The organism is uncultured Arcobacter sp., assembly GCF_937982575.1.
GTDB lineage: Bacteria > Campylobacterota > Campylobacteria > Campylobacterales > Arcobacteraceae > Arcobacter.
In genome coordinates this window covers 160,257-181,906 of record NZ_CALJLR010000005.1, presented here as the reverse complement: position 1 = coordinate 181,906, position 21,650 = coordinate 160,257, and the positions used below count along the sequence as shown (strand labels likewise).

Genomic DNA, 21,650 nt, shown 5'->3' with positions numbered 1-21,650 from the left:
TATGATTTTAGATAAAAATTTAGATATAAATACACGATTTTCACAAAATATTAGAATATACACCCAAAAAGTAAATAATAAAAGTGATAAAGATACCATAATAATATCGGTATCTATTATAGAAGAGATTTTAGATGAACTTTTAAAACATAGATTAGCACAAGTATCTCAAGTAGCAGAACTACCAGTTATGTCTTATCAGTCAAAAGTTGATTTATGCTTTAAAATGGAACTTATTAAAAGTGGACTAAGAAGAACACTTCATATCTTTGGTAATCTAGTAGAAAATTTTACTAGCCCAGATAATAATAACGGTTACGGAAATCTAATAGTTCAGGCAAATATTTTGGAACTATGTAAAATAAATGAAAATGATATATTTAATTTAATACTAAATCTAGTAAATTCAGCCCCTACTATTGAAGAAAACTATGAAAAAGTAGATGATTTGATAGAAGATATTGGTTGGAGTGGTACGATGAAGTTTATAACTTCAATAATTAGTGCTTCTTTAGTAGAAGCACTAGTTGAGTTAAAATAGATTTACTTATTTGTCATCCCAAAATATTTTTGATAAATAAAAACTTTATTACTATTTTCTAAAAATCCCCACTGTTTGTAGTTTTTTTCATCAGTTGTTTTAAATGTAACTAAATTATTTTTATTAAATATTTGGTTTATGTTTTTTCCACAAATATTTTGATTATCTACTAAAACAGCATTGCTTTGTTCTTTTATAGTATTTAAAAGCTTCTTATCTTCTCTTGAGACTTCAAAGATTGCACAAGAGTAATATTCCCCTTTTATATTTAAAAATGAGGTATAACTACTTGTGATTTGTACATTTTTATTAAACTCTATACCTGAATAGTTTTTTAGATTATTGATATAATAACTATCCCTTGGAAAAAAGATTTCATAAAATATCACAACATATGATATCCATATAAGTGAAAGTGCATATTTCATATAAGGTTTATAGTTCCAATACTTAATTGTTGACATTATAGGAAGTACTATTAAAAATAGTATTCCCATAAGTACTATAATAATACTTTCAAACATTATAAATCATTTAGTAATAGTATATCAACTAGTTCACCAGCTTTTATATCAGCACTATCTTTCTTTTGTATAAGTAGAGCAGGGCTACCAAGCATATTTGTTAATATGGCACTGGTTCCTTTTCTTTTTCCTTCAAAGTCTATTTTATATTCTGCATTTTCATACCTTACATTACAAGCTGTGAATACAGTTTTTGGCATTTTCATTGGAAAATCTTCATTTATTCTAGCTTTTACAATAGGAAGCTTTTTATTTGAGCCTTCTAGTTTATAAATCATTGGTAAAAGATATAATATGGCACATACTGTTGAGCTATAAGCAAAGCCTGGCAAGGAAATAATAAGTTTATTTTCCTTTTTAGCAACTAATATAGGATTACCAGGTTTTATACTAACTCCATGAAATAAAACTTCAGCACCAAGCTCTTTTTTAACTACATCCTGTACAAAATCATAATCACCTTTAGAAACACCACCAGTTGTAACAACAATATCTGAGTTTTCTAAGGCTATTTTCATCATTTGTGTAATTGAATCCATATCATCTTTGATAACACCCATTTGAATTGTCTTTGCTCCAGCTTTTTTTGCTAAAGCTTCAACAGTGAGATGATTTGAACTTCTAATTTGTGCTTTATTAGTTTGTGTCTCTCCAATATCCAGAATTTCACTTCCTGTACTTGCAATACTTACAACTACTTTTGAATAAACAGTTGCTTGGGCAATATTAAGTGATGCCATAACACCTATTTCTGCAAATCCTATTGTTGTACCTTTTTTTATTAGAACTTCATTTTCTTTATAGTTTTCTCCCACATCCCTTACTGCAAAGCCCTGTGGTACTTCTTGTGTAATCTTTATTGAATCACCAATAACTTCTACATTCTCTATAGGAATAAGTGTATCTGAACCTTCAGGCATCAAAGATCCTGTAAATGTTTTTATACAAACACCCTTTTCAACTTTTGATTCAACAACACTTCCTGCAGGATTTTTATCTATGATTTTTAAAGTACCTAATTTTTGATCTTCAAACTTAATAGCATATCCATCCATTCCAGAAGTAACAAAAGCAGGTGAGTTTTCACTTGCAATTACATCATTTGCAAGAGTTCTACCAATTGCATTAGTTAAAAAAATCTTTTCCTTTATTTTTCCTTTTAAAATAAAATTATTTAATATGTTTAAAGAATCTTCATAATTTATAAAATTTCTCATTTTTTCCTCCATAAAATTAAAATAAATATTAACATAATCAATAAAAAAAGTAACTTTATAAGGTCAAAAATTAATGTTTTGTTCCCCTTAAATAGCATTAACATAGCATATTACATTTTTTTATAAAAATAGCAAAAAATAATTGACTTAGGTCAAAAATATGGCAATAATATCCTAACGATTATATAATTTATAGTTATATAATGGCTGTTTATAATATCTATAAGTATAAGTAATTTTAAAAATAATTTCTAGTTATTTTATAATTTTTATTTATACTTGTTCAATTATCATGAGGAGGATAAATGACAAGTAAGACTAACAGTTTGAAAGAAAACGAAACTTCTACTCAAGAAGAAAAACTTAGTAGAAGAAGTTTTTTCAAAAAAACTGCTATCTATTCTGCTGGTGCAATAGCCGCAGCAAATGTTTTGGCACCTGTTAAAGTTAAAGCTGATGATCCAGCAATTATGAATGATGCGCCATGGGGACAAAAATTAGGGGATCCTGTAGATAAAAATTTATATGGATTACCTTCACCATATGAACATAATAATATAAGAAGAACACATTCATTGTTTTCATCAGGGGATTATTATGCATCTGTTTCAATGTGTCCAATTCATGAATCAGAGGGAATCATAACACCAAATGGTCTGTTTTTTGTAAGAGATCATGGAGGTACAGCTCATGTTGATCCAAAAGAGTGGAGATTAATGATTCATGGTAAAGTTAAAAAAGAAATTGTTTTAACTTTAGAGGATTTAAAAAGATATCCTAGTGAAACAAGAACTTATTTTATTGAGTGTCCTGCAAATGGTGCTCCTGAATGGAGAGGTCCACAATTTAACTCGTTACAATTTATGAAGGGTCTTATGAGTGCTGCTCAATGGACGGGAGTAATGTTAAAAACAATTCTTGATGATATTGGTTTAGAAAAAGACGCAGTATGGATGCTAGCAGAAGGTAGTGATAATGCATCAAACCCTAGATCAATTCCTGTTGAGAAAGCATTAGATGATATTATGGTTGTTTGGGGACAAAACGGTGAAGCTTTAAGAGCAGAGCAAGGTTATCCTGTAAGATTAGTTGTGCCAGGATGGGAAGGTAACTTAAATACTAAATGGTTAAAAAGATTAGAATTCTCAGATACGCCATGGCATTCAAAAGAAGAAACATCTAAATATACTATGGTTCAACCTGGTGGAAAAGCAATTAGATTTTTCTGGGTAAATGAAGTTAACTCAGTAATTACTAGTCCATGTCCTGAAAAGCCTTGGACTCACTTAAAAAAAGGTGATATGGTAGAAATTGAAGGTCTTGCTTGGTCTGGACATGGAACTATAACTGGTGTTGATGTTTCACTTGATGGTGGTGATAATTGGGTTGAAGCTAGCCTAAAAGGTTTAGTTCTTCCAAAATCATGGACAAGATTTTCTTATGTAATTAAATGGGATGGCAAGCCACTTCTATTAGCTAGTAGATCAAGAGATGACTTTGGAAATATTCAACCAACAATTGATGAAGAGACAAGTGCTGTTGGTGTTGAATCAATTTATCATAGAAATGCAATTGTAACTTGGGAAATTAATAGTAAAGGAGAGTGTAATAATGTTCAAATTAGAAAACACAACAAAAAAGCTTAAAACAACTCTTCTTACCTTGGGAGTTACTTCATTATTTGCCTCTTCTTTATTAGCAAATGGTGTATCAGTTGATGGTGCTGTAAAATATCCAACTAAAGATGGTAAATATGGTCCTTATCATGTAAACACACAAGATGTTAAATATAACAATGGTAGAGAAGCTACTAAAAATGAAATTAATATTTGGAATATAGATGTAAAGCCAGATTTAAAAGATCTTCCAAAATATGATACAAAACATGGTAAACCAGTTATGGAAGATGGAAAACCAAAAATTGCAAAAGGTTCTGCTGAGTGGGGTGAAGAACTTTATGACAAAAACTGTGGTATGTGTCATGGTGAATTTGGTGCTGGTGGAAAAGGTTATCCTACACTTTCAGGTGGTAAAACAGCTGATTTAGTTATTCAAAGACTTAATCCTGCAGATAAATCACCAAATGCAAGTGTTGCATTAAAAACTGTTGGCTCTTACTGGCCATATGCTAGTACACTTTTTTGGTATATTCAAGACTCTATGCCATTTACTGCACCTAAAACTTTAACAAACAGTGAAGTTTATGCTATTACAGCTTTTTTACTTTCTGTTAATGAAATTGAAGTAGATGGAGAAGTTATAGATGAAGATTTTGTTTTAAGTAAAGAAAACTTTAATAAAATTGTTATGCCAAATGTGGATGGATTTTACCCTGAGGTTAATACTAAAGACCCTCAACAAGGTGTAAAAAACATGACAGAACTTTTATCTAACCCTAAAATTTACGGTACTGGTACAAGATGTATGAATGATTGTATTAAAGGTGATGTTAAGGAACTTTTGATGAGAATAAAGGTTGACTTAGCACCAAATGCCAATCAACCAATTACAGCTGAAAGAAGTTGGAAAGAACCTGCAAGTGAAAACTCTGGTGAAGACCCAGTTGTTTCAGGAAATTATGATACGTATTGTTCAGCATGTCACTCAAACAAAGCCATTGGTGCTCCTGTGATTGGAGATAAAGGTGCTTGGACAGAAGTTATGAGTAAGGGGATAGACACAGTTTATGAAAACGCTATCAATGGAATAAATGCTATGCCTCCAAAGGGTGGTACTGTTTTATCTGATGAAGAGTTTAAACAAATTGTAGACTATATGATTAACTCAAGCAAATAAAAGGAGAATAGATGAAATTGATTAGAAATTTATTAATGGCATCGGCAGTTACTGGTGTACTTGCTTCAAGTGCATTAGCTAATGCTGATTTAGTAGCCCAAGGTGAAAAGATTTTTAACACTAAGAACTTAGGAAACTGTTTAGCATGTCATGCTGTTAATGGCAAAGAAATTAATGGACCAGGAAGTATGGGCCCAAAACTATCAGGTCTTACTTATTGGGATGAACAAACACTTTATGATACGGTTTTTGATATTTATAGTGCAAGAGGTATTACAAATACTTCAATGCCATCATTTGGTAAGTCAGGATGGTTAAGTGATAGTCAAATAAAAGCAGTAGTTGCTTATTTAAAAACAGTTAAGTAATATTTTTAAAAAGGAAATAAAATGAATAGAAGAAATTTTTTAAGTTTAGGTTTAGGTGCAGTTGCAGCAGCTTCACTAGCACCAACAGCATTGAGTGCAATTGATTTTAGAGAAACAAAACCAAAAGCATGGACTGCAACAAAAGTTGATGAAGCAATGACAGAACTTTTTGGTACAGCAACAACTAGTGAATCAAAAGTAAAAATAAAAGCACCAGATATTGCAGAAAATGGTGCCGTTATTCCAATAACTGTATCTTCTAAGTTAGCTGGTTCTAAAGTAGCAATATTTCAAGATGCAAATCCAGAAGCTACAGTAGCTGTATTTACTGTTCCAAAAGGTGGAATTATTGATTATTCTTTCAGAATTAAACTAGCAAAAACAGGAAAAGTTACAGCAGTAGTTGAAGCTGATGGTAAATTATATTCTGCTTCTAAAGAAGTAAAAGTTACTATTGGTGGATGTGGTGGTTGATTTAATTCCAACTACACAAACAATATTAAAATATAAAAAAATATAGAGAAAATATAAAGGAATTAAAATGGCTAAAACAAGAATTAAAGCAAAAGAAAAAAAAGGTATAGTTACAGTTAAGGCTATGGCTAAACATGCAATGTTAAGTTACCAAGAAGCAAAAAGAGCTAAAAAAGAGGTTAACTTTATTACTAATATTAAAGTGACATCAAATGGTGAAGTTGTATATGAAGTATCAACTAGTCAATTTTTATCTAAAAATCCATATGTTAAATTTAAATTTAAAGGAAAATCAGGAGATGATTTAACTTTTACTTGGGTTGATTTAAAAGGTAAAACGCAATCTGACACGGTTACGATTAAATAATTAATTACTAAATTTAGTAATTAAATAAAATGACAAGGAGATATAAATGTTATTGAAAATTGCAAAAACTACAGCTTTACTTGCTTTAACTGTTGGCGCTTTAAATAGTACTTTAAACGCTACAGACTATGCAGCAACTGCTGAGAAAGATAGAGTAGAATTAGTAAAATATTTTGAAGCTAAATTCGAAGATCCTTTAAAAAACAGAGGTACTTTTTTCCCATATTCAACTGATGAAGAGCTGGAAAATAGTATTGCAAAGGGTCTTAAATTTGAAGATTTTTCAAAAGGTAACTATGCTTATAATATTGATGGTAGAGGACAATATGAAGATATTAAAGAGATGCCTCCATATGAAGATAGTATAGATGCTGGTGAAGCATTATGGAATACTACATTTACAAATGGTAAATCATTTGCTACATGTTTTGAAACGCCAGAAGCAGCTGCTAACTATCCTTACTTTGACAAAGCTAGAAACGAAGTTGTATCTTTAACACAAGCTGTTAATGAGTGTTTAACATCAAATGGTGAAAAAGCATGGAATACAAAAAAAGGTGATATGGCTAAACTTCAAGGATATATGGCATTTTCAGCACAAGAAGCAGAAAAAGTTGTAGATGTAAAAATTGATTCACAAGCAGCAGCTGATGCATATGAAAGAGGGAAAGAGTATTACTATACACAAAGAGGTTATTTAAAGCTTAATTGTGCAGAATGTCATGTTTATGGTGCAGGTTTAAGAGTTAGAAATGAAAAACTATCTCAACTTCTTGGTCAAACAACTCACTTTCCTGTTTTCAGATTGAAATGGAAAGGTTTAGGAACTTTAGAGAGAAGAATGTCTGGATGTATTAAAGATGAAGGACAAGTTCCTCCAAAAGATACAAGTAATGAGATGAAAGAGTTACTATTCTTCATGGCCTATATGTCTAATGGTATGAAAATAGATGGTCCAGATATTAGAAAGTAGAGGGTAATAACTATGAAAAAATTAACAACATTAATCGCAACTATAGGTTTAGCGGCAATTATAAGTGGATGTACATCTGAACCAAGTATTGCAAGTGCTACAAAATTGGATTTAAATACAGTTTGTAGTGTTGAAAAAAGTGGAATTAAAAGTGTAATTGAAACTGCTAAAACATACAATACAGTTGCACAAGCAAAAGGTTTAGAATTTAGAAGATTAGGTGTTAACAATAGTGATTTAATTGCATCAGTTGAAGAAGCAATTAAAACAGGAGCTAAAGAAGTTAATCCAAATGACTTTAAAGGTAAAACTTCAAAAACTAAATTAGATACTAATTTTGCAGCAGTGAGAGCTTGTAGATTTGCAGTAGTTGCTTTAATACAAGCTGACGAAGCAAAATCATCTTGGAGAGATGCTGTTCCAGGTGATGGTTTAAAATATTAATTAACAAAAACTAAAGTCAAGGTTAGCCTTGGCTTTTTTTACGCATTATTTCATCCAAAAATAAAAAACAATGACAAGAAAACTAAAAGGGGTATAGTATGACAATGTTAAAAAAAATAGCAATAGCTGCGCTGATTTCAGGAATTTGTGCAAGTTCAAGTTTAGCTGAGGGGACTACTAAATTTGTTCCAATTTCTAAAGGTGTAAAATCTATTGAGATGAATCTAAATGGTGAAAAATTTACTTTAATGAGAAATCAAACTGCAGGAAATAAAATTTCACCACTTTATGAAACAACAAATAGAGGGGTTTCTCAACCTATGATAATAGCTGAAGGTGTTGAAACTGTTGGTGAGTTAGAGTTTATAGAGTTAATGAAAAAAGCTCAAACTGATGACACAATTGCAGTTATAGATTCAAGAAAGCCAGGATGGTATGCAAAATTGAGAATTCCAGGGGCTATAAATGTTCCTTTTACAAACTTTAATGAAAAAGCAACAGCTATTGAAATGATGGAAGATGAGATGGGAGTTGTTCAAAAAGAAGATGGAACTTTAGATTTTTCTGAAGCAAAAACATTAGCTTTATACTGTAATGGATATTGGTGTGGACAAACTCCTGGTATGGTTAAAAATGCAAAATTTGCATTATTAAAAATGGGTTACCCAACAGAAAAAATTAAATACTATAGAGGTGGAATGCAAGCATGGACATCTTTAGGATTTACTGTAGTTGGTTCGGGTAAATAATAAATATTTTAAAGGTTATTTAAAATGAGTAAACTTAGTAGAAGAGAATTCGTATATATGATGGCAGTACTTGGTGCTGCGCCAGTTTTTGCTAATTCACATACAAGAATGACAAATACTAATAAGTTGGAAGATTACTATAAACTAAAACCTTTTGGTAATGCAAGACTTATGCATATGACGGATTGTCACGCACAGCTATTACCTGTATATTTCAGAGAGCCAAGTGTAAATTTAGGTTTCTTTGGAAATTATGGTAAACCACCACATATCGTGGGTGAAAACTTTTTAGAGTATTATGGGTTAAAAGGCAATCCAAGACTTGAGTATGCATATACATGTGTTAATTTTGAGAAACATGCAAAAGCTATGGGTAGAACTGGTGGTTTTGCTCAAATTAAAACTGTTGTTGACTTTTTAAAAAATAGTTTTGGTGCAGAAAAAACACTTTTATTAGATGGTGGTGATACGTGGCAAGGATCTTGGACAGCACTTCAAACAAGAGGTAAAGATATGGTTGGTGCCATGAATTTACTTGGAGTTGATGTTGCTGTTGGACATTGGGAGTTTACTTATAGAGCCGAAGAAGTTTTAGAAAATGTAAAACTATTAAATGCTGAATTCCTTGCTCAAAATGTAAAAGTTAAAGAAGCTTCATTATTTGAAGGTAATGTAGAAGCTTATGATGAGGATACAGGGCATGCTTTTAAACCATATACTATAAAAGAAGTAAATGGTTCAAGAATCGCAATTATCGGTCAAGCTTTTCCTTATACAACAATTGCAAACCCTCAAAGATTTATTCCTGATTGGAGTTTTTCAATTAATGATGACGGAATGCAAGATTTAGTTGATGAAATAAGAGAGAGTGAAAAACCTGATGCTGTTGTTGTATTATCTCACAATGGTTTTGACACAGATAAAAAGATGGCAGAGGTTTGTACAGGTATAGACTTCATAATGGGTGGACATACTCATGATGGTGTTCCAGAAGCTGTTCCTATTAAAAATGAAGAGGGTGTTACTTATGTTTGTAATGCAGGAAGTAATGGTAAGTTTTTAAATGTACTTGATTTAGATATTCAAAATGGAAAAATAAAAGATTTCAAATTTACTTTATTGCCAATTTTTTCTGATCTAATTCCAGAAGATAAAGAGATGAAAAAATATATCGAAGATGTAAGAGCACCATTTAAAAAAGAGTTAACAAGAGAGATAGCAACTACTGATGAAACTCTATTTAGAAGAGGAAACTTTAATGGTTCTTGGGATCAAATTATTTGTGATGCTTTAGTTGATGTAAAAGATGCAGAGATTTCTTTATCTCCAGGATTTAGATGGGGAACATCTGTTATGCCTGGTCAAGCTATTACATTTGATGATTTAACAACACAAACAGCTATGACTTATCCTGAAACTTATAGAAGAGGTATTACAGGAGAAGGAATTAAAGCTATTTTAGAAGATGTTGCCGACAACTTGTTTAATCCAGATCCATTTTATCAACAAGGTGGAGATATGGTAAGAACTGGTGGAATTTCTTATAGAATTAATCCTACTGCTAAAATAGGTGATAGAATTTCAGATATAACACTTACTAGAAATGGAGAAAAACTTCATGCAAGTAAAGAGTATCAAGTTGCAGGTTGGTCTACTGTTGGTTCAAAATCACCAGGGGAGCCAGTTTGGGAGACTGTTGAGACATATCTAAAAAGTATTAAACATGTTAAAAACTTAAAAGTTGATACTCCAGATATTGTTGGAATAAAAGGTAATCCAGGGATTGTCTAATCTTCAAAATTGAAAAAGTACAGTTACCTGTACTTTTCTCAATTTAAAATGTAGTTAATGAACTCTATTTTAAATTAAGAAACAAGGAAGATTGATGCTATTTAGGTTTATGATACTTTTTGTATTTATATTTACTTCAAGTTTATTAGCAGATTATGAAGAGGGTAAAAAGATATTTGATGAGAAATGTTCTTCTTGCCATGGAAGTTATATCTCTATTTCAAGTTTAAAAACAAATTTTTTTGAAAAGAAGAATATGTTATATAACTTGGATACTCCTACTGAAAATATGTTAGCTTATGCAATAATGGATAGCTCTAAAAAGATAGGTGACCCCGAAGATCCTGAGATGAGAGTTATAGAAATAGAAGAGTTTCTAAAAAGTTATTTAGCTAATCCTGACTTAAACAATAGTGTTTGTGACCCCATGATAACAAAGTATTATAAGAAAAAAGAGCCTATGAAAATAAGTGACGAAGAGGCTAATAATTTAGCACACTATTTTATGGAATATAAAAAACAATGGGAACTAGAACATCCAAAAGCTATAAAAGTTTTAGAAGATGGTTATGAAGAAGATAAGATCTTAAAAGAGGCAAAAGAACTAGATAAAACAGTTATTGTATATGCTACTTCAAAAACATGTTATTTTTGTAAAAAGATGAAAAAAGAAGTTTTAGATTTAGAAGATATACAAACTATGATTGATAAAAACTTTATTTTTTTGGAAGTTGATGTAGATAGTGTTGAATTGCCTTTTAATTTAAAAAAGAGCTTTTATGGAATGACACCTACTTTTTTCTTTGTATCCAATAAAAACGAACTTTTAAACACATATCCAGGAGCTTGGGTAAAAGATGATTTTATTCAAATTTTAAAGGAAAATATTAATAAATGAGATTCATAGGAAAAGTTTTAGATACATTTAGTGCAAAAAAAGACTCACAAAGCTCTATGCCAAGACCTAAAACAGATTTTTTAAATCTAATTGAAGGTTATGGTATTCAAAATGATAAATTTGCACAAAAAGACTTGGATAAAACAGTTATGATTTTAGGACTTAATAGTTATGAAAAATCTAAGCAAAGTGGTATATCTTTGGAGTTTGGTAGTTTAGGAGAAAATATTATATTTGATTTTAACCCACATGATTTTGACATAGGAACTACCTTTGTGATTGGGGAAAGTGAAATAAAAATAACTGAAAAATGCACCATATGTAATCATTTATCTATTTTTGATAAACAATTACCAAAAATAGTAAAAGATTGTAGAGGATTGTATTGTAAGATATTAAAAAATGGTACAATTAAAAAAGATTTTGAGGTTTATATAAAGGAATAATATGAAGAGTTTTATTTTAGTTATTTTATTAACAGTTATGGGATTTTCTAGTTCAGAGTTTAGTGATCCAAAGCCTACTTTTGATAATCCAAGAAGAGTTGTATTTCAATTATATGATTCAGAGGTAGCTAAGGTAAATCATAATTTAAGTTCAATTTATAATATCTTAAAAGAGTATCCTGCTGAAACATTAAAAGTTGTAGTAGTAACCTATGGAAATGGAATGAGAGCTTTAAAAAAAGATTATGATAAAGCTACTTTAAAAAGAATAGTTTCTTTGATGGAGTATGATGTAGAGTTTATAGGTTGTAGAAACACTATGGAAACAATGAAATGGACAGAAGATGATTTTATTGATGATGTCTCATATGTTCAAGCGGGTATAGTAGATTTAATCGAACGAAAATTTGCAGGATATGTAGGCGTTATAGCTTATTAATTTAAAGGAGTTTAAACATGAAAAGATTATTTTTAATAATTACAATATTGGTTTTAGTGTCATTGAATGTACAAGCAGAAAAAATTAATCATGAAGATTGTTTAGAAAAAGGTGAGAACTTTTTATTTGCAGGTGGAGAGTGTATTCAATATTTTACTAGTAAAGGTGATAGGGAAGGGTATTTAAATATTTTAGTTCATGGTACTTGGCCAGATGGAACAAATACTTTAGGTAGATACTCTCCTTTTGCTGAAATACTATCTTTTAATACGGATATTACAACAGTTGCAGTAGCACTTCCTGGATATTCTAATTCATCAACTAATAATTTTACAGCTTTAGCACATGAAGGTGTAAAAAATTTAGCAGCAAAAGAAGAATATATACATTTTTTATCAGACTTAGTAAAAGAGTTAAAGTATAGATTTGAAGCCCAAACAGTAACCTATATAGGACACAGTGCTGGTGCTATGATGGGTGGAACCCTGACAGGTTTTGAACCAAATTTAATTAATAATGCCGTTTTAGTTGGCGGTAGATATAATATCCATGAAGAGGATAAAGCTACAGGTCTAGTATCAATTGTGGATGTAATTGACGAGGTAAGTAAAGATACAAAATTTTTATTAATATATGGAGAAAAAGATAAAATATCTCCTGCTAAAGTTACTAAAAACTTTTATGAATTAGCATCTAAAAAAGGTTTAGATGTAAAAATAGTAGAAGTTAAAAATGGTGTTCACTTAGATTTAGATATGACTGATACTTCAGTAGAAGCTATAATTAATCTTTTAGAAGAATAGAATTTATGGACAAGAAAAAAGAGCTTAGTTTTAATTTAAATAATTTCTTACTGGCTTTATCTTTACCTATTGATTATCTTAGAAAAGACAAATGCTCTACTTCTATAAACTACTCAAAAAGAGTTGCTTACCTAAGCCTAAACATAGGTAGGCAACTAAACTTAACTCCTCAGGAGATGAGTGATTTATGCTCTTATAGTTTGTTGCATTCTATAGGTTTATTCAACTGTTCTAATCTATCAAAAGAGTATTGTGAATCATCAAATGATATTTCTAAGAGTTTCCCTTTTTTATTAGAAAATAAAAATATCTTAAAATATCAAAGTGAGTATTTTGATGGTAGCGGATTATATGGTTTAAAAGGGGATAAGACGCCACTTTTTTCTCAAATTTTATCTTTTGCAATTGCCCTTGAAAATAGATTTAATTTGTCAAGTATTAACACAAAAGAAAGAACTGAGCTTATAAATTTTGTAAAAAGTAGTGAGAATGAACTTTTTTCTAAAAAAATAACAGATATTTTTTTAGAAATATCACAGAAGTGTAGTTTCTGGCTTGATTTACAAAATGAAAATGAGATATTATATTTTATATTTGGTAATCTATATGATTTTACTCTCACTTTAAAATTTGAAGAGGTTTTAAAAATCTGTTCAGATTTATATTTTATTAATAACAGTGACTCTCATCTCTTATCTTACGTTGAACAGATGTCTGATTTTTATAAGTTTGAGCATAAAGATAAATTTACATTATTAATTGCTGCATCTCTTTGTAAAATAGGAAAGATATGTATCTCTTCTTCAATTATTGATAAAAATTCTGCTTTAGATGAATTTGAGTACGAAGAGATTAAAGCATATCCTTATTATACAAATAAAGTATTAAGTAATATTATAGGATTTAGTGATATTAATTCATGGGCAATTAAAGTACAAGAAAGAGTTGATAAAAGTGGATATCCCTATAGTTTAGCAGCTAAAGATCTAAGCTTGAAAGATAGGTTATTAGCTATTTTAGTTATTTATGACTCATTAAGGATAAATAAGGTTTATAGAAAAGCTTATTCACATCAAGAAAGTCTTGATATACTAAAAGATTTGGCAAAGCAGGGTAAAATTGATATCTCAATAGTAGAAGATATTAGTGTGGCAATTACCCCTAATAAATAAAAGTATAATTAGGGGAGTTTTAAATCAACTATTTTAGTTTTTTTTCATCATAGTTATTTGTTCAAAAAGCATATTTGAAAAGCCTTCTGGTAAATCAGGATTTTCCTTTTCAACATGTTTAATTAAATCTTTTATCTCTTCATCTTTCATATTCTCTGCCATTGGCATTATAGTTTCTCTAATTTTGTCTTTAAACTGTTGAATTTCTTCGTTTGTCATTATTTTCTCTTTATTTTTTATTGAAATTATATTTATATAATCTAAAATAGAACTAAAATAGTTGAGTATTATGATTATAATTTCAATCTTGTTTAAATTTCATTTTTTCAATCATTTATGATATAATCGCGAAAAAAGTTTAGGATAAGAAAAATTGGTTGAATTAAGTAAAAAAATTTCTAGTGTAGTTGGAAGAACAAATGCAGAGTATGGTTTAATAAAAGAGGGTGATAGAGTACTTGTTGGCTTTTCAGGGGGGAAAGACTCTACAACACTTATACATGCATTAAATCACCTAAAAAGAGTTACTCCTTTTAATTTTGAGTTTAAAGCAGTAACTGTTACTTATGGAATGGGTGAACAAGTTGAGTTTTTAGCAAAACATTGTGAAAAACATGGAATAGAGCATGAAATTATTGATACAGAAATATTTGAACTATCAAAAGAAAAAATAAGAAAGAACTCATCTTTTTGTTCATTTTTTTCTAGAATGAGAAGAGGGTACTTATACTCAACAGCACAAGAACAAGGTTATAATAAATTAGCCCTTGGGCATCATTTAGATGATGCAATGGAATCATTCTTTATGAACTTCTTATATAATGGTGCACTTCGTTCTATGCCACCACGTTATAAAGCAGAAAATGGATTAGAAGTAATTAGACCTCTTATTTTTTGTAGAGAGAGACAATTAAGAGCTTTTGCCCAAACAAATGAGATAAGTGTAATTGGTGATGAAGCTTGTCCTGCAATGAGATTTGATATAAAAATGCCTCATGCAAGAGCATCAACTAAAGAGTTATTAGAAAAAATGGAAGAGGAAAACCCTCAAATGTTTGTTTCAATGAAAGCAGCATTTAAAAATATTCAAACTTCTACATTTTTTGATAAAGAGTTATTAGACTAAATATACTTATTAATTAGTATTCCAAGCTTTGTTGGGTCTAAAGCCCCGGATACTCTCTCTAGCTCAACTCCTGCTTTGTATACAACTAAAGTAGGGATTGATTTTATTTGATACTTACTTCCTAAGTTTTGTTCAACTTCAGTATTTACTTTTGCAAATTTCACTTTTAATGGATATCTTGAACTAGCTTCATTAAATATGGGTGCAAACATTTTACAAGGCCCACACCAAGGTGCCCAAAAATCTACAAGTACAGGTATGTCAGAATTCACAATTTGAATATCAAAATTTGAATCATCTAAATCAAGAGGTTTAGTATTTAGTAATGATTCTTTACAGCTACCACAGTTGGCAACTTTATAAGAGTCTTTTTTAGGAATAGAGTTTACACTATTACAAGATGAGCAAACAACTTTTATTTTATCCATAAAATTAAGCTTTTATATTTAAAAGTGATGCAAAAACTTCATCTTGTACTTTAATACTAGTTCCATTTGCTTCATAAGCAATTGGAATAGGTATTTGTGCTGTAATTGCTTCTATAAGGTCAGGTGTTACTTCTTGCGATTTTGAATCTGAATTATTTACATAATTTTTAGGATTTGCAATATCTTTAGCTGAGTCATTTAACTTAACTTCTTGCAATCTCATTGCATTTAGATTACTATTTATTTCCATTTCAAGTCCTTTCGAACGTTATTTTATATTTTACTAGTTTTTATAATAAAAAGCAAATAAAATTTTTCACTAGATTTAATCATAATTTTAATATAATAATCACAATGAAAAAACGTATTTTTGATTCAGTTAGTTTTAAATTAGTATTATTGTTAGTCACTATAATTATGATGCTTATTACAGCTAGTTTTATATTTAATTCTCAAATTGAGAATTTAAAAAAGCACATAGATAAAATATACTTTGGAAATTTTGTTCCAGTTACAAACCTGCAAAGCATATCTTCAAACTACAAAGATATGATAATTTGTCTACAAAATAAAGAAAAACTTTGTTCAATTAAAAAAAGTCAGAAAAATATAGAAAAAGATTGGAATGACTATTTTAAGTCATATAAGACTTATGAAGAGAGAAAAGTTGTTAATTCTATAAATGAAGATATAGAAGTCTCTTTTATGGATAAAAATACCATGAAATACACTATTATGATACAAAAAATAAATTTTTTAATAGAGTATGAAGTTAATAATGCAAAAAATCAAAGAATTGATTTTTTAAATAGATATGAACAAATGAAAAAATTACTTTTTTATAATATAGTTGCCTTGGTAATTTTCTCTTTTGCAATAATTATTTATTTGACATACAGTATTATTAAAAAAGATAATCATTTGACGGTATTAAATAAAAAATATAAATTAGAATCTATAACTGACTCTATGACACTATTATATAATAGAGGATATTTTGATACAATATTTGATAGTATTCCATCTGTATCAAATGCCAACAAATGGGAAACAGCCTTTGTAATGTTTGATATAGACTTTTTCAAGCAATATAATGACACCTATGGGCATGATATGGGTGATAAGACATTAAAAGCTGTGGCAACTGAACTAAAGAAATATTTCAATAAAGAGTATGAATATGTATTTAGACTTGGAGGAGAAGAGTTTGGGGCAATACTGTTTGATGTTGACCAAGAGATTTTAGAAAATTGTTTAAAGGCAATTATAAAATTAGTTGAATACTTGAAAATTGAACATAAAACAAGTAAAGCAAATGAATTTGTAACAATATCAATTGGTGCAATTATTTATGAACCAGGTTCAAATACCTCTCCAAATAGATTATATAAATTGGCAGATGAAAATTTATATAAATCAAAACAAAATGGTAGAAACCAATATACAATTTAAAGGAAAAAATTGAGTTTTTTATTTGATAAACACAATCATTTTAATCTAGCAAATTTAGCTACATTTATGAATATAAGTGCTGGTATATTAGCTATTTATTTTATAACCCACGACCAATTTTTTGGTGCTGCACTTTTTGCTTGGATTGCAGGAGCATTTGATATTGTTGATGGAAAAATTGCAAGAAAATATAATCTATCTACAGAGTTTGGAATTCAATTAGATTCTTATGCTGATTTTTTATCTTTTGTAGTAGTTCCTAGTATGTTTATATATTTTGCCATAATTGATGGTAAAGAGTTGGAGTTAAATACTATAGTAGTGGCTTTTACTTTTATATACTACGTAATCTCTGGACTTAGAAGATTGATAAAGTTTAATATCAATGCACAAGAGGGTGAGGTAGAAAAGTACTTTACGGGTATACCAACACCTTTAGGTGCAATTTTACTTTTTGTTGTTTATCTTGTATGGTTGACAGGAGTTTTACCTGAAACATTTGTTTTAATTTTTATGATTATCATAGGTTTTTTACTTAACTCAAAAATCCAAATTCCTCACCCTTAATGAAAAATATAGTATCAGTAGATTTAGGTTCTAACTCTTTTAGAACCTTACTTTATGATGGTTTAAATCATAAAATTATAGATGAATATCAAGAAGTTGTTGGTATGGCTGATGGACTTATTGATACAAATAAAATATCAAATGAAGCTCAAGATAGGGTAATTGATGCAGTAAAAAGATCTATTGCAAAACTAAAGTATAATCCAGAAGATGCCATTTGTGTAACAACTGCAGCAATGAGAATGGCCAAAAATTCATCTGAAGTTTTAAAAAGATTTAAAGATGAATGCAAACTTGATTTTAAAATAATTGATGGCGAAGAAGAGGCTAGATTAACTCTTTTGGCTATTAAGTATGCATTAAAAAGAGAGAAAAAAGAGTCTGAACATTTTATTTTAATAGATATTGGCGGTGGTTCTACTGAGTTAATTATAAATAGTGGAGATAGCCATTTTGCAAAAAGTTTTGATATAGGTATTGTAACCCTTGCTCAAAAACATAAAAATAGTGAAACTATAATCTCTGAACTTGAAAAAAGAAAAAGTGAAATAGCCAAATTTATAACTGCTTTGAATATAGATTTAAAAAATTTTAACTTCGTAGCAACTGCTGGAACTCCCACAACCATTGCCGCAGTAAAACTCGGACTTACTTTTGCAACTTATAATAGGGACTTGATAAATGGAACTGAGTTATATTTAGAAGAAATCGAATCTTTTTTAAATAAATTCAGGTCTTTGTCTCAAGAAGAAATTTTTAATCTAGTGGGTCCTGGTAGAACTGATTTTATAGAATCAGGAGTATTTATTTATAAGCTATTTTATGAAATTTTAAATAAAGACAAATCAATAGTTTTTGATGATGGTCTACGTGAGGGCGTAGCTATTGATTATGCTTTAAAATCAAACAAGTAATTTACTTGTTTGTTCTTGGATAATATGTGCTTGAGAAGCAGCTAGATTACCTAACTGTGTTGTAATATTAGTTTTTGAAAAATCACTAAAATCAGAACCAAAATTCATATCTTTTAATCTTGTGTTATCTTTCAATAAATTTATTTGTTCGTTTAGTGTTCCCCTTGCAACTTGTTTCATTTCATTATTCATTTGTGAGAAATCTTCTGAAAAAGTTCGACTCTTTTTTAGTGCTTCATCTACATTTCCTAATGCACTAGTTACATCTTCGCTTGAAGATAGACTATTAGATTGTAAACTAGTAACCAAATCTTGTGATATTGCTTTTGTATTTACACCATTTATTTGGTAATTTTTTGATTGAGTTACTACATTAATTATTTCATCACCATATTGGTCATCTAAAAGTAATTTTTTATTATATCTAGCGTTATCAGCTTCTTTATTATATTCATTTAATTGATCTGAAATCTCTTGTGCTGTTTCAAATCTTTTATTTTCATAATCACCACTATTTTCTAGTTTAATTAAAGCACTTCCAATATGGTTTAGGTTTTCTTGCTGTTTCCCTAGTGCATTTACAGATATTTGTGTAGCTGCAATACCTTCGTTTAGGTTTCTTAAGGAGTGTGATAGTTCATCTCTTTTTTTATTATAAATTTCATTAATTGAGACTTTTAAAGCATCATTGTTTTCGTCAATTATTCCAACTGAACCATCAAATTTTGATTTATCTACATACTGTTTTGGTACATTATTTACACTAACATTACTTACACTATTAAGATTATTTACTTCCACATTAGACTCCTAAGATTATGCTTGATTATAATAGAAAAATTATAAATAAGATATTAAGTGAGTAAGTTATTTTTAGACCCAATTAAAGATGGATTAACCAAACTTTTTGTAAAATAATTAGCTATTTTATAACGGAGAAAAGTATAATGAAAATGACAGGCGCAAAGATGGTAACAGAATCATTAAAAAATGAAGGGGTAGATGTAGTATTTGGATACCCTGGTGGCGCTATTATGAATGTCTACGATGAAATTTATAAACAAACACATTTTGAACATATATTGACTAGACATGAACAAGCGGCTATTCATGCTGCTGAAGGATATGCAAAAGCTACTGGCAAAGTTGGGGTTGCTATAGTTACATCTGGACCTGGATTTACAAATGCAGTTACAGGATTGGCAGATGCTTATATGGATTCTATTCCTTTAGTTGTAATTACAGGACAAGTGCCAACAACAATCATTGGGACTGATGGATTTCAAGAAATTGATGCTGTTGGTATTTCAAGACCTTGTACAAAACATAATTATTTAGTTAACAAGATTGAAGATTTACCAAGAATTATTAAAGAAGCATTTCATATAGCAAGTACTGGTAGACCAGGACCTGTACATGTTGATGTTCCAAAAGATATAACAGCTGAAGTTGCAGATTATATTTACCCAGCAGAGGTAAATATTCCAACATATAAGCCAACGGTAAATTACAATAAAAAGCAGTTAAAAAGAGCTATGCAAGCAATTGCAAAGTCAAAAAAACCATTGCTTTACGTTGGTGGTGGAGCTATTTTATCAAATTGTGCATATCAAATAAGAGAGTTAGCAGAGAAGTTAAATATTCCAGTTGTTGAAACGCTTATGGCAAGAGGAGTAATGGGACATGATAATCCATTGCTATTAGGTATGCTAGGTATGCATGGTGAATATGCTGCAAATATGGCAGCACATGAAGCTGATTTATTGATTTCATTGGGTGCTAGATTTGATGATAGGGTAACTGGAAGACTTGATGAGTTTGCTAAAAAAGCAAAAGTTATTCATGTAGATATCGACCCAGCTTCTATTGCAAAACTTGTACATACAAACTTCCCAATTGTTGGGGACTTAAAAGTAACTGTTCAAGGAATGATTGACTCAGTAGGTGAATTTGAGTTTAATGATTACTCTAATTGGGTGACATTGTTAAGAGATTACAGAGCACAGCATCCTTTAGCTTTTATTGATTCAGATACAAAAATTAAACCACAATGGCCAATTGTAAGAGTTGGGGAACTAGTTGGAGAAAATGCAATTATTTCTACTGATGTTGGACAACATCAAATGTGGACAGCACAATTTTATCCTTTCTCATATCCAAGACAATGGAATACTTCTGGTGGATTAGGTACTATGGGATTTGGACTTCCAGGTGCTATGGGTGTTGCTAAAGCTATGCCAGATAAGGTTTCTATAAACTTCACAGGAGATGGCTCTATTTTGATGAATATTCAAGAGCTTATGACTTGTGTTGAGCAAAAACTTCCAGTTATTAATATTATATTAAATAATAACTATCTTGGAATGGTTAGACAATGGCAAACAATGTTTTATGAAAATAGATTATCTGAAACTGATTTAAGTGCACAACCTGATTTTGTAAAACTTGTTGAAGCTTTTGGTGGAATAGGGTATAGAGTTACTACTAAAAAAGAGTTTGATGCGGCATTAAAAGATGCAATGGAGAAAAAAGTAGTTGCAATGATAGAAGTTATTGTTGATAGAAATGAAGAGGTTTTACCAATGGTTCCAAATGGACATGCACTAAATGAAATGATGCTATTAGGAGATAACAATGAATAATTTTAATCACTACTATGATACTGATAATGCAAGAAAAGTTATCTCTGTTATTGTTTTAAATGAAAATAATGTTTTATCTAGAATAGTAGGACTGTTTTCAGCACGTGGGTATAATATAGACTCTTTAACAGTCGCTCCAATTAGTGATTCTGAGTACTCTAGAATGACTATTGTTACAACAGGTGATAGAAGAGTGATAGACCAAATTGTTAAACAATTAAATAAATTAATTCCAGTTTTAAGAGTAAATGAGCATTTTGACGTTGTTGAAAAAGAGACTGTACTTATAAAAATTCCTGTGGATCAAAACTTAAGTGATGTGGATGTGTTAGCACGAGCTTATAATGGTTCTATACAAAACGTTACTCAAGATTGTATTGTTGTATCTGCAACTGATGCACCAAGTAGAATTGCAAATTTTGTAAAAGTTATCAAAAACTATAACCCTATAGAAATAGTTAAAAGTGGTGTAGTTGCAATGGAACGATAAGTATTTTTACTTGTCGTTTGAATTAAAGG

27 protein-coding genes are annotated in these 21,650 nt (G+C 29.8%); 21 read left to right on the top strand and 6 right to left on the bottom strand.

What is annotated here, in order from left to right; genetic code table 11:
• The first annotated feature begins 1 nt into the window (after position 1).
• On the top strand, positions 2–541 hold the full coding sequence (locus Q0617_RS04475; protein ID WP_298750937.1) for a hypothetical protein: 540 nt from the start codon (positions 2–4) through the stop codon (positions 539–541).
• 2 nt (positions 542–543) lie between these two features.
• On the opposite strand, the gene Q0617_RS04470 is transcribed toward Q0617_RS04475, so the two are convergent.
• Both Q0617_RS04470 and Q0617_RS04465 read right to left on the bottom strand, forming a co-directional pair.
• The gene (locus tag Q0617_RS04470) at positions 544–1,065 is read right to left on the bottom strand and encodes a hypothetical protein (RefSeq protein WP_298750935.1); all 522 of its coding nucleotides are present in this window, start codon (positions 1,063–1,065) and stop codon (positions 544–546) included.
• Complete coding sequence (locus tag Q0617_RS04465) at positions 1,065–2,282, bottom strand: molybdopterin molybdotransferase MoeA (protein WP_298750932.1); 1,218 nt, start codon at positions 2,280–2,282, stop codon at positions 1,065–1,067. The genes Q0617_RS04470 and Q0617_RS04465 overlap by 1 nt, the downstream gene beginning before the upstream one ends.
• Before the next feature lie 305 nt (positions 2,283–2,587).
• Here Q0617_RS04465 and soxC point away from each other — a divergent pair, with 305 nt between their 5' ends.
• From soxC to Q0617_RS04395, 14 genes are all read left to right on the top strand, one after another.
• A complete protein-coding gene (gene soxC, locus Q0617_RS04460; protein ID WP_298750930.1) occupies positions 2,588–3,928 on the top strand; it encodes a sulfite dehydrogenase in 1,341 nt (446 codons plus the stop codon).
• The gene (locus Q0617_RS04455) at positions 3,894–5,078 is read left to right on the top strand and encodes a c-type cytochrome (protein ID WP_298750928.1); all 1,185 of its coding nucleotides are present in this window, start codon (positions 3,894–3,896) and stop codon (positions 5,076–5,078) included. The genes soxC and Q0617_RS04455 overlap by 35 nt, the downstream gene beginning before the upstream one ends.
• Positions 5,079–5,089: 11 nt before the next feature.
• Positions 5,090–5,446 carry a sulfur oxidation c-type cytochrome SoxX gene (gene soxX, locus Q0617_RS04450; RefSeq protein WP_298750926.1) on the top strand — a complete coding sequence of 119 codons (357 nt, stop codon included), beginning with the start codon at positions 5,090–5,092 and terminating at the stop codon, positions 5,444–5,446.
• A 21-nt stretch (positions 5,447–5,467) separates the two neighbouring features.
• Positions 5,468–5,920, top strand: a complete 453-nt coding sequence (soxY, locus tag Q0617_RS04445; protein WP_298750924.1) for a thiosulfate oxidation carrier protein SoxY — start codon at positions 5,468–5,470, stop codon at positions 5,918–5,920.
• 67 nt (positions 5,921–5,987) lie between these two features.
• Positions 5,988–6,287 (top strand): thiosulfate oxidation carrier complex protein SoxZ, encoded by a 300-nt coding sequence (gene soxZ / locus Q0617_RS04440; protein WP_298750922.1) that lies wholly within the window; start codon positions 5,988–5,990, stop codon positions 6,285–6,287.
• 46 nt (positions 6,288–6,333) lie between these two features.
• Positions 6,334–7,260 (top strand): sulfur oxidation c-type cytochrome SoxA, encoded by a 927-nt coding sequence (gene soxA / locus Q0617_RS04435; protein WP_298750921.1) that lies wholly within the window; start codon positions 6,334–6,336, stop codon positions 7,258–7,260.
• 12 nt (positions 7,261–7,272) lie between these two features.
• Entirely contained in the window at positions 7,273–7,704 is a 432-nt protein-coding gene (locus tag Q0617_RS04430; protein ID WP_298750918.1) for a hypothetical protein, read from the top strand.
• 98 nt (positions 7,705–7,802) lie between these two features.
• On the top strand, positions 7,803–8,453 hold the full coding sequence (locus Q0617_RS04425) for a rhodanese-like domain-containing protein (protein WP_298750889.1): 651 nt from the start codon (positions 7,803–7,805) through the stop codon (positions 8,451–8,453).
• A gap of 24 nt (positions 8,454–8,477) precedes the next feature.
• Positions 8,478–10,244: a thiosulfohydrolase SoxB gene (gene soxB, locus Q0617_RS04420; RefSeq protein ID WP_298750887.1), complete on the top strand. Its 1,767-nt coding sequence runs from the start codon at positions 8,478–8,480 to the stop codon at positions 10,242–10,244.
• A gap of 94 nt (positions 10,245–10,338) precedes the next feature.
• Entirely contained in the window at positions 10,339–11,142 is an 804-nt protein-coding gene (locus Q0617_RS04415; RefSeq protein ID WP_298750885.1) for a thioredoxin fold domain-containing protein, read from the top strand.
• Positions 11,139–11,588 (top strand): MOSC domain-containing protein, encoded by a 450-nt coding sequence (locus tag Q0617_RS04410; RefSeq protein ID WP_298750883.1) that lies wholly within the window; start codon positions 11,139–11,141, stop codon positions 11,586–11,588. The genes Q0617_RS04415 and Q0617_RS04410 overlap by 4 nt, the downstream gene beginning before the upstream one ends.
• A gap of 1 nt (position 11,589) precedes the next feature.
• Complete coding sequence (locus tag Q0617_RS04405; protein WP_298750881.1) at positions 11,590–12,027, top strand: DsrE family protein; 438 nt, start codon at positions 11,590–11,592, stop codon at positions 12,025–12,027.
• Between the two features lie 17 nt (positions 12,028–12,044).
• Positions 12,045–12,830, top strand: coding sequence for an alpha/beta hydrolase (locus Q0617_RS04400; protein ID WP_298750879.1), 786 nt, complete (start codon positions 12,045–12,047; stop codon positions 12,828–12,830).
• A gap of 5 nt (positions 12,831–12,835) precedes the next feature.
• A complete protein-coding gene (locus Q0617_RS04395; protein WP_298750878.1) occupies positions 12,836–14,002 on the top strand; it encodes an HD domain-containing phosphohydrolase in 1,167 nt (388 codons plus the stop codon).
• Between the two features lie 33 nt (positions 14,003–14,035).
• Here Q0617_RS04395 and Q0617_RS04390 read toward each other — a convergent pair whose 3' ends face one another.
• Complete coding sequence (locus Q0617_RS04390) at positions 14,036–14,221, bottom strand: hypothetical protein (RefSeq protein WP_298750876.1); 186 nt, start codon at positions 14,219–14,221, stop codon at positions 14,036–14,038.
• A 154-nt stretch (positions 14,222–14,375) separates the two neighbouring features.
• On the opposite strand from Q0617_RS04390, the gene Q0617_RS04385 reads away from it, so the two are divergent.
• Positions 14,376–15,128, top strand: a complete 753-nt coding sequence (locus Q0617_RS04385) for an ATP-binding protein (RefSeq protein ID WP_298750874.1) — start codon at positions 14,376–14,378, stop codon at positions 15,126–15,128.
• On the opposite strand, the gene trxC is transcribed toward Q0617_RS04385, so the two are convergent.
• Both trxC and Q0617_RS04375 read right to left on the bottom strand, forming a co-directional pair.
• Complete coding sequence (trxC, locus tag Q0617_RS04380; protein ID WP_298750871.1) at positions 15,125–15,556, bottom strand: thioredoxin TrxC; 432 nt, start codon at positions 15,554–15,556, stop codon at positions 15,125–15,127. The genes Q0617_RS04385 and trxC overlap by 4 nt on opposite strands.
• A 4-nt stretch (positions 15,557–15,560) precedes the next feature.
• The gene (locus tag Q0617_RS04375) at positions 15,561–15,806 is read right to left on the bottom strand and encodes a hypothetical protein (RefSeq protein ID WP_298750869.1); all 246 of its coding nucleotides are present in this window, start codon (positions 15,804–15,806) and stop codon (positions 15,561–15,563) included.
• Between the two features lie 104 nt (positions 15,807–15,910).
• Here Q0617_RS04375 and Q0617_RS04370 point away from each other — a divergent pair, with 104 nt between their 5' ends.
• Genes Q0617_RS04370 through Q0617_RS04360 form a run of 3 tightly spaced genes read left to right on the top strand, consistent with a single transcriptional unit; the run spans position 15,911 to position 18,489 of the window.
• Entirely contained in the window at positions 15,911–17,008 is a 1,098-nt protein-coding gene (locus Q0617_RS04370) for a diguanylate cyclase (RefSeq protein ID WP_298750867.1), read from the top strand.
• A 9-nt stretch (positions 17,009–17,017) separates the two neighbouring features.
• On the top strand, positions 17,018–17,575 hold the full coding sequence (locus tag Q0617_RS04365; RefSeq protein WP_298750865.1) for a CDP-alcohol phosphatidyltransferase family protein: 558 nt from the start codon (positions 17,018–17,020) through the stop codon (positions 17,573–17,575).
• The gene (locus Q0617_RS04360; protein WP_298750862.1) at positions 17,575–18,489 is read left to right on the top strand and encodes an exopolyphosphatase; all 915 of its coding nucleotides are present in this window, start codon (positions 17,575–17,577) and stop codon (positions 18,487–18,489) included. Before Q0617_RS04365 ends, Q0617_RS04360 begins: the two co-directional genes overlap by 1 nt.
• Here the strand turns inward: Q0617_RS04360 and Q0617_RS04355 are convergent.
• Positions 18,478–19,290: a hypothetical protein gene (locus tag Q0617_RS04355; RefSeq protein WP_298750861.1), complete on the bottom strand. Its 813-nt coding sequence runs from the start codon at positions 19,288–19,290 to the stop codon at positions 18,478–18,480. The genes Q0617_RS04360 and Q0617_RS04355 overlap by 12 nt on opposite strands.
• A 146-nt stretch (positions 19,291–19,436) precedes the next feature.
• Here Q0617_RS04355 and Q0617_RS04350 point away from each other — a divergent pair, with 146 nt between their 5' ends.
• Together Q0617_RS04350 and ilvN are read left to right on the top strand one after the other, a co-directional pair.
• Positions 19,437–21,131, top strand: a complete 1,695-nt coding sequence (locus Q0617_RS04350) for an acetolactate synthase large subunit (protein ID WP_298750859.1) — start codon at positions 19,437–19,439, stop codon at positions 21,129–21,131.
• Complete coding sequence (gene ilvN, locus Q0617_RS04345) at positions 21,124–21,621, top strand: acetolactate synthase small subunit (protein ID WP_298750856.1); 498 nt, start codon at positions 21,124–21,126, stop codon at positions 21,619–21,621. Before Q0617_RS04350 ends, ilvN begins: the two co-directional genes overlap by 8 nt.
• Positions 21,622–21,650: the final 29 nt, after the last annotated feature.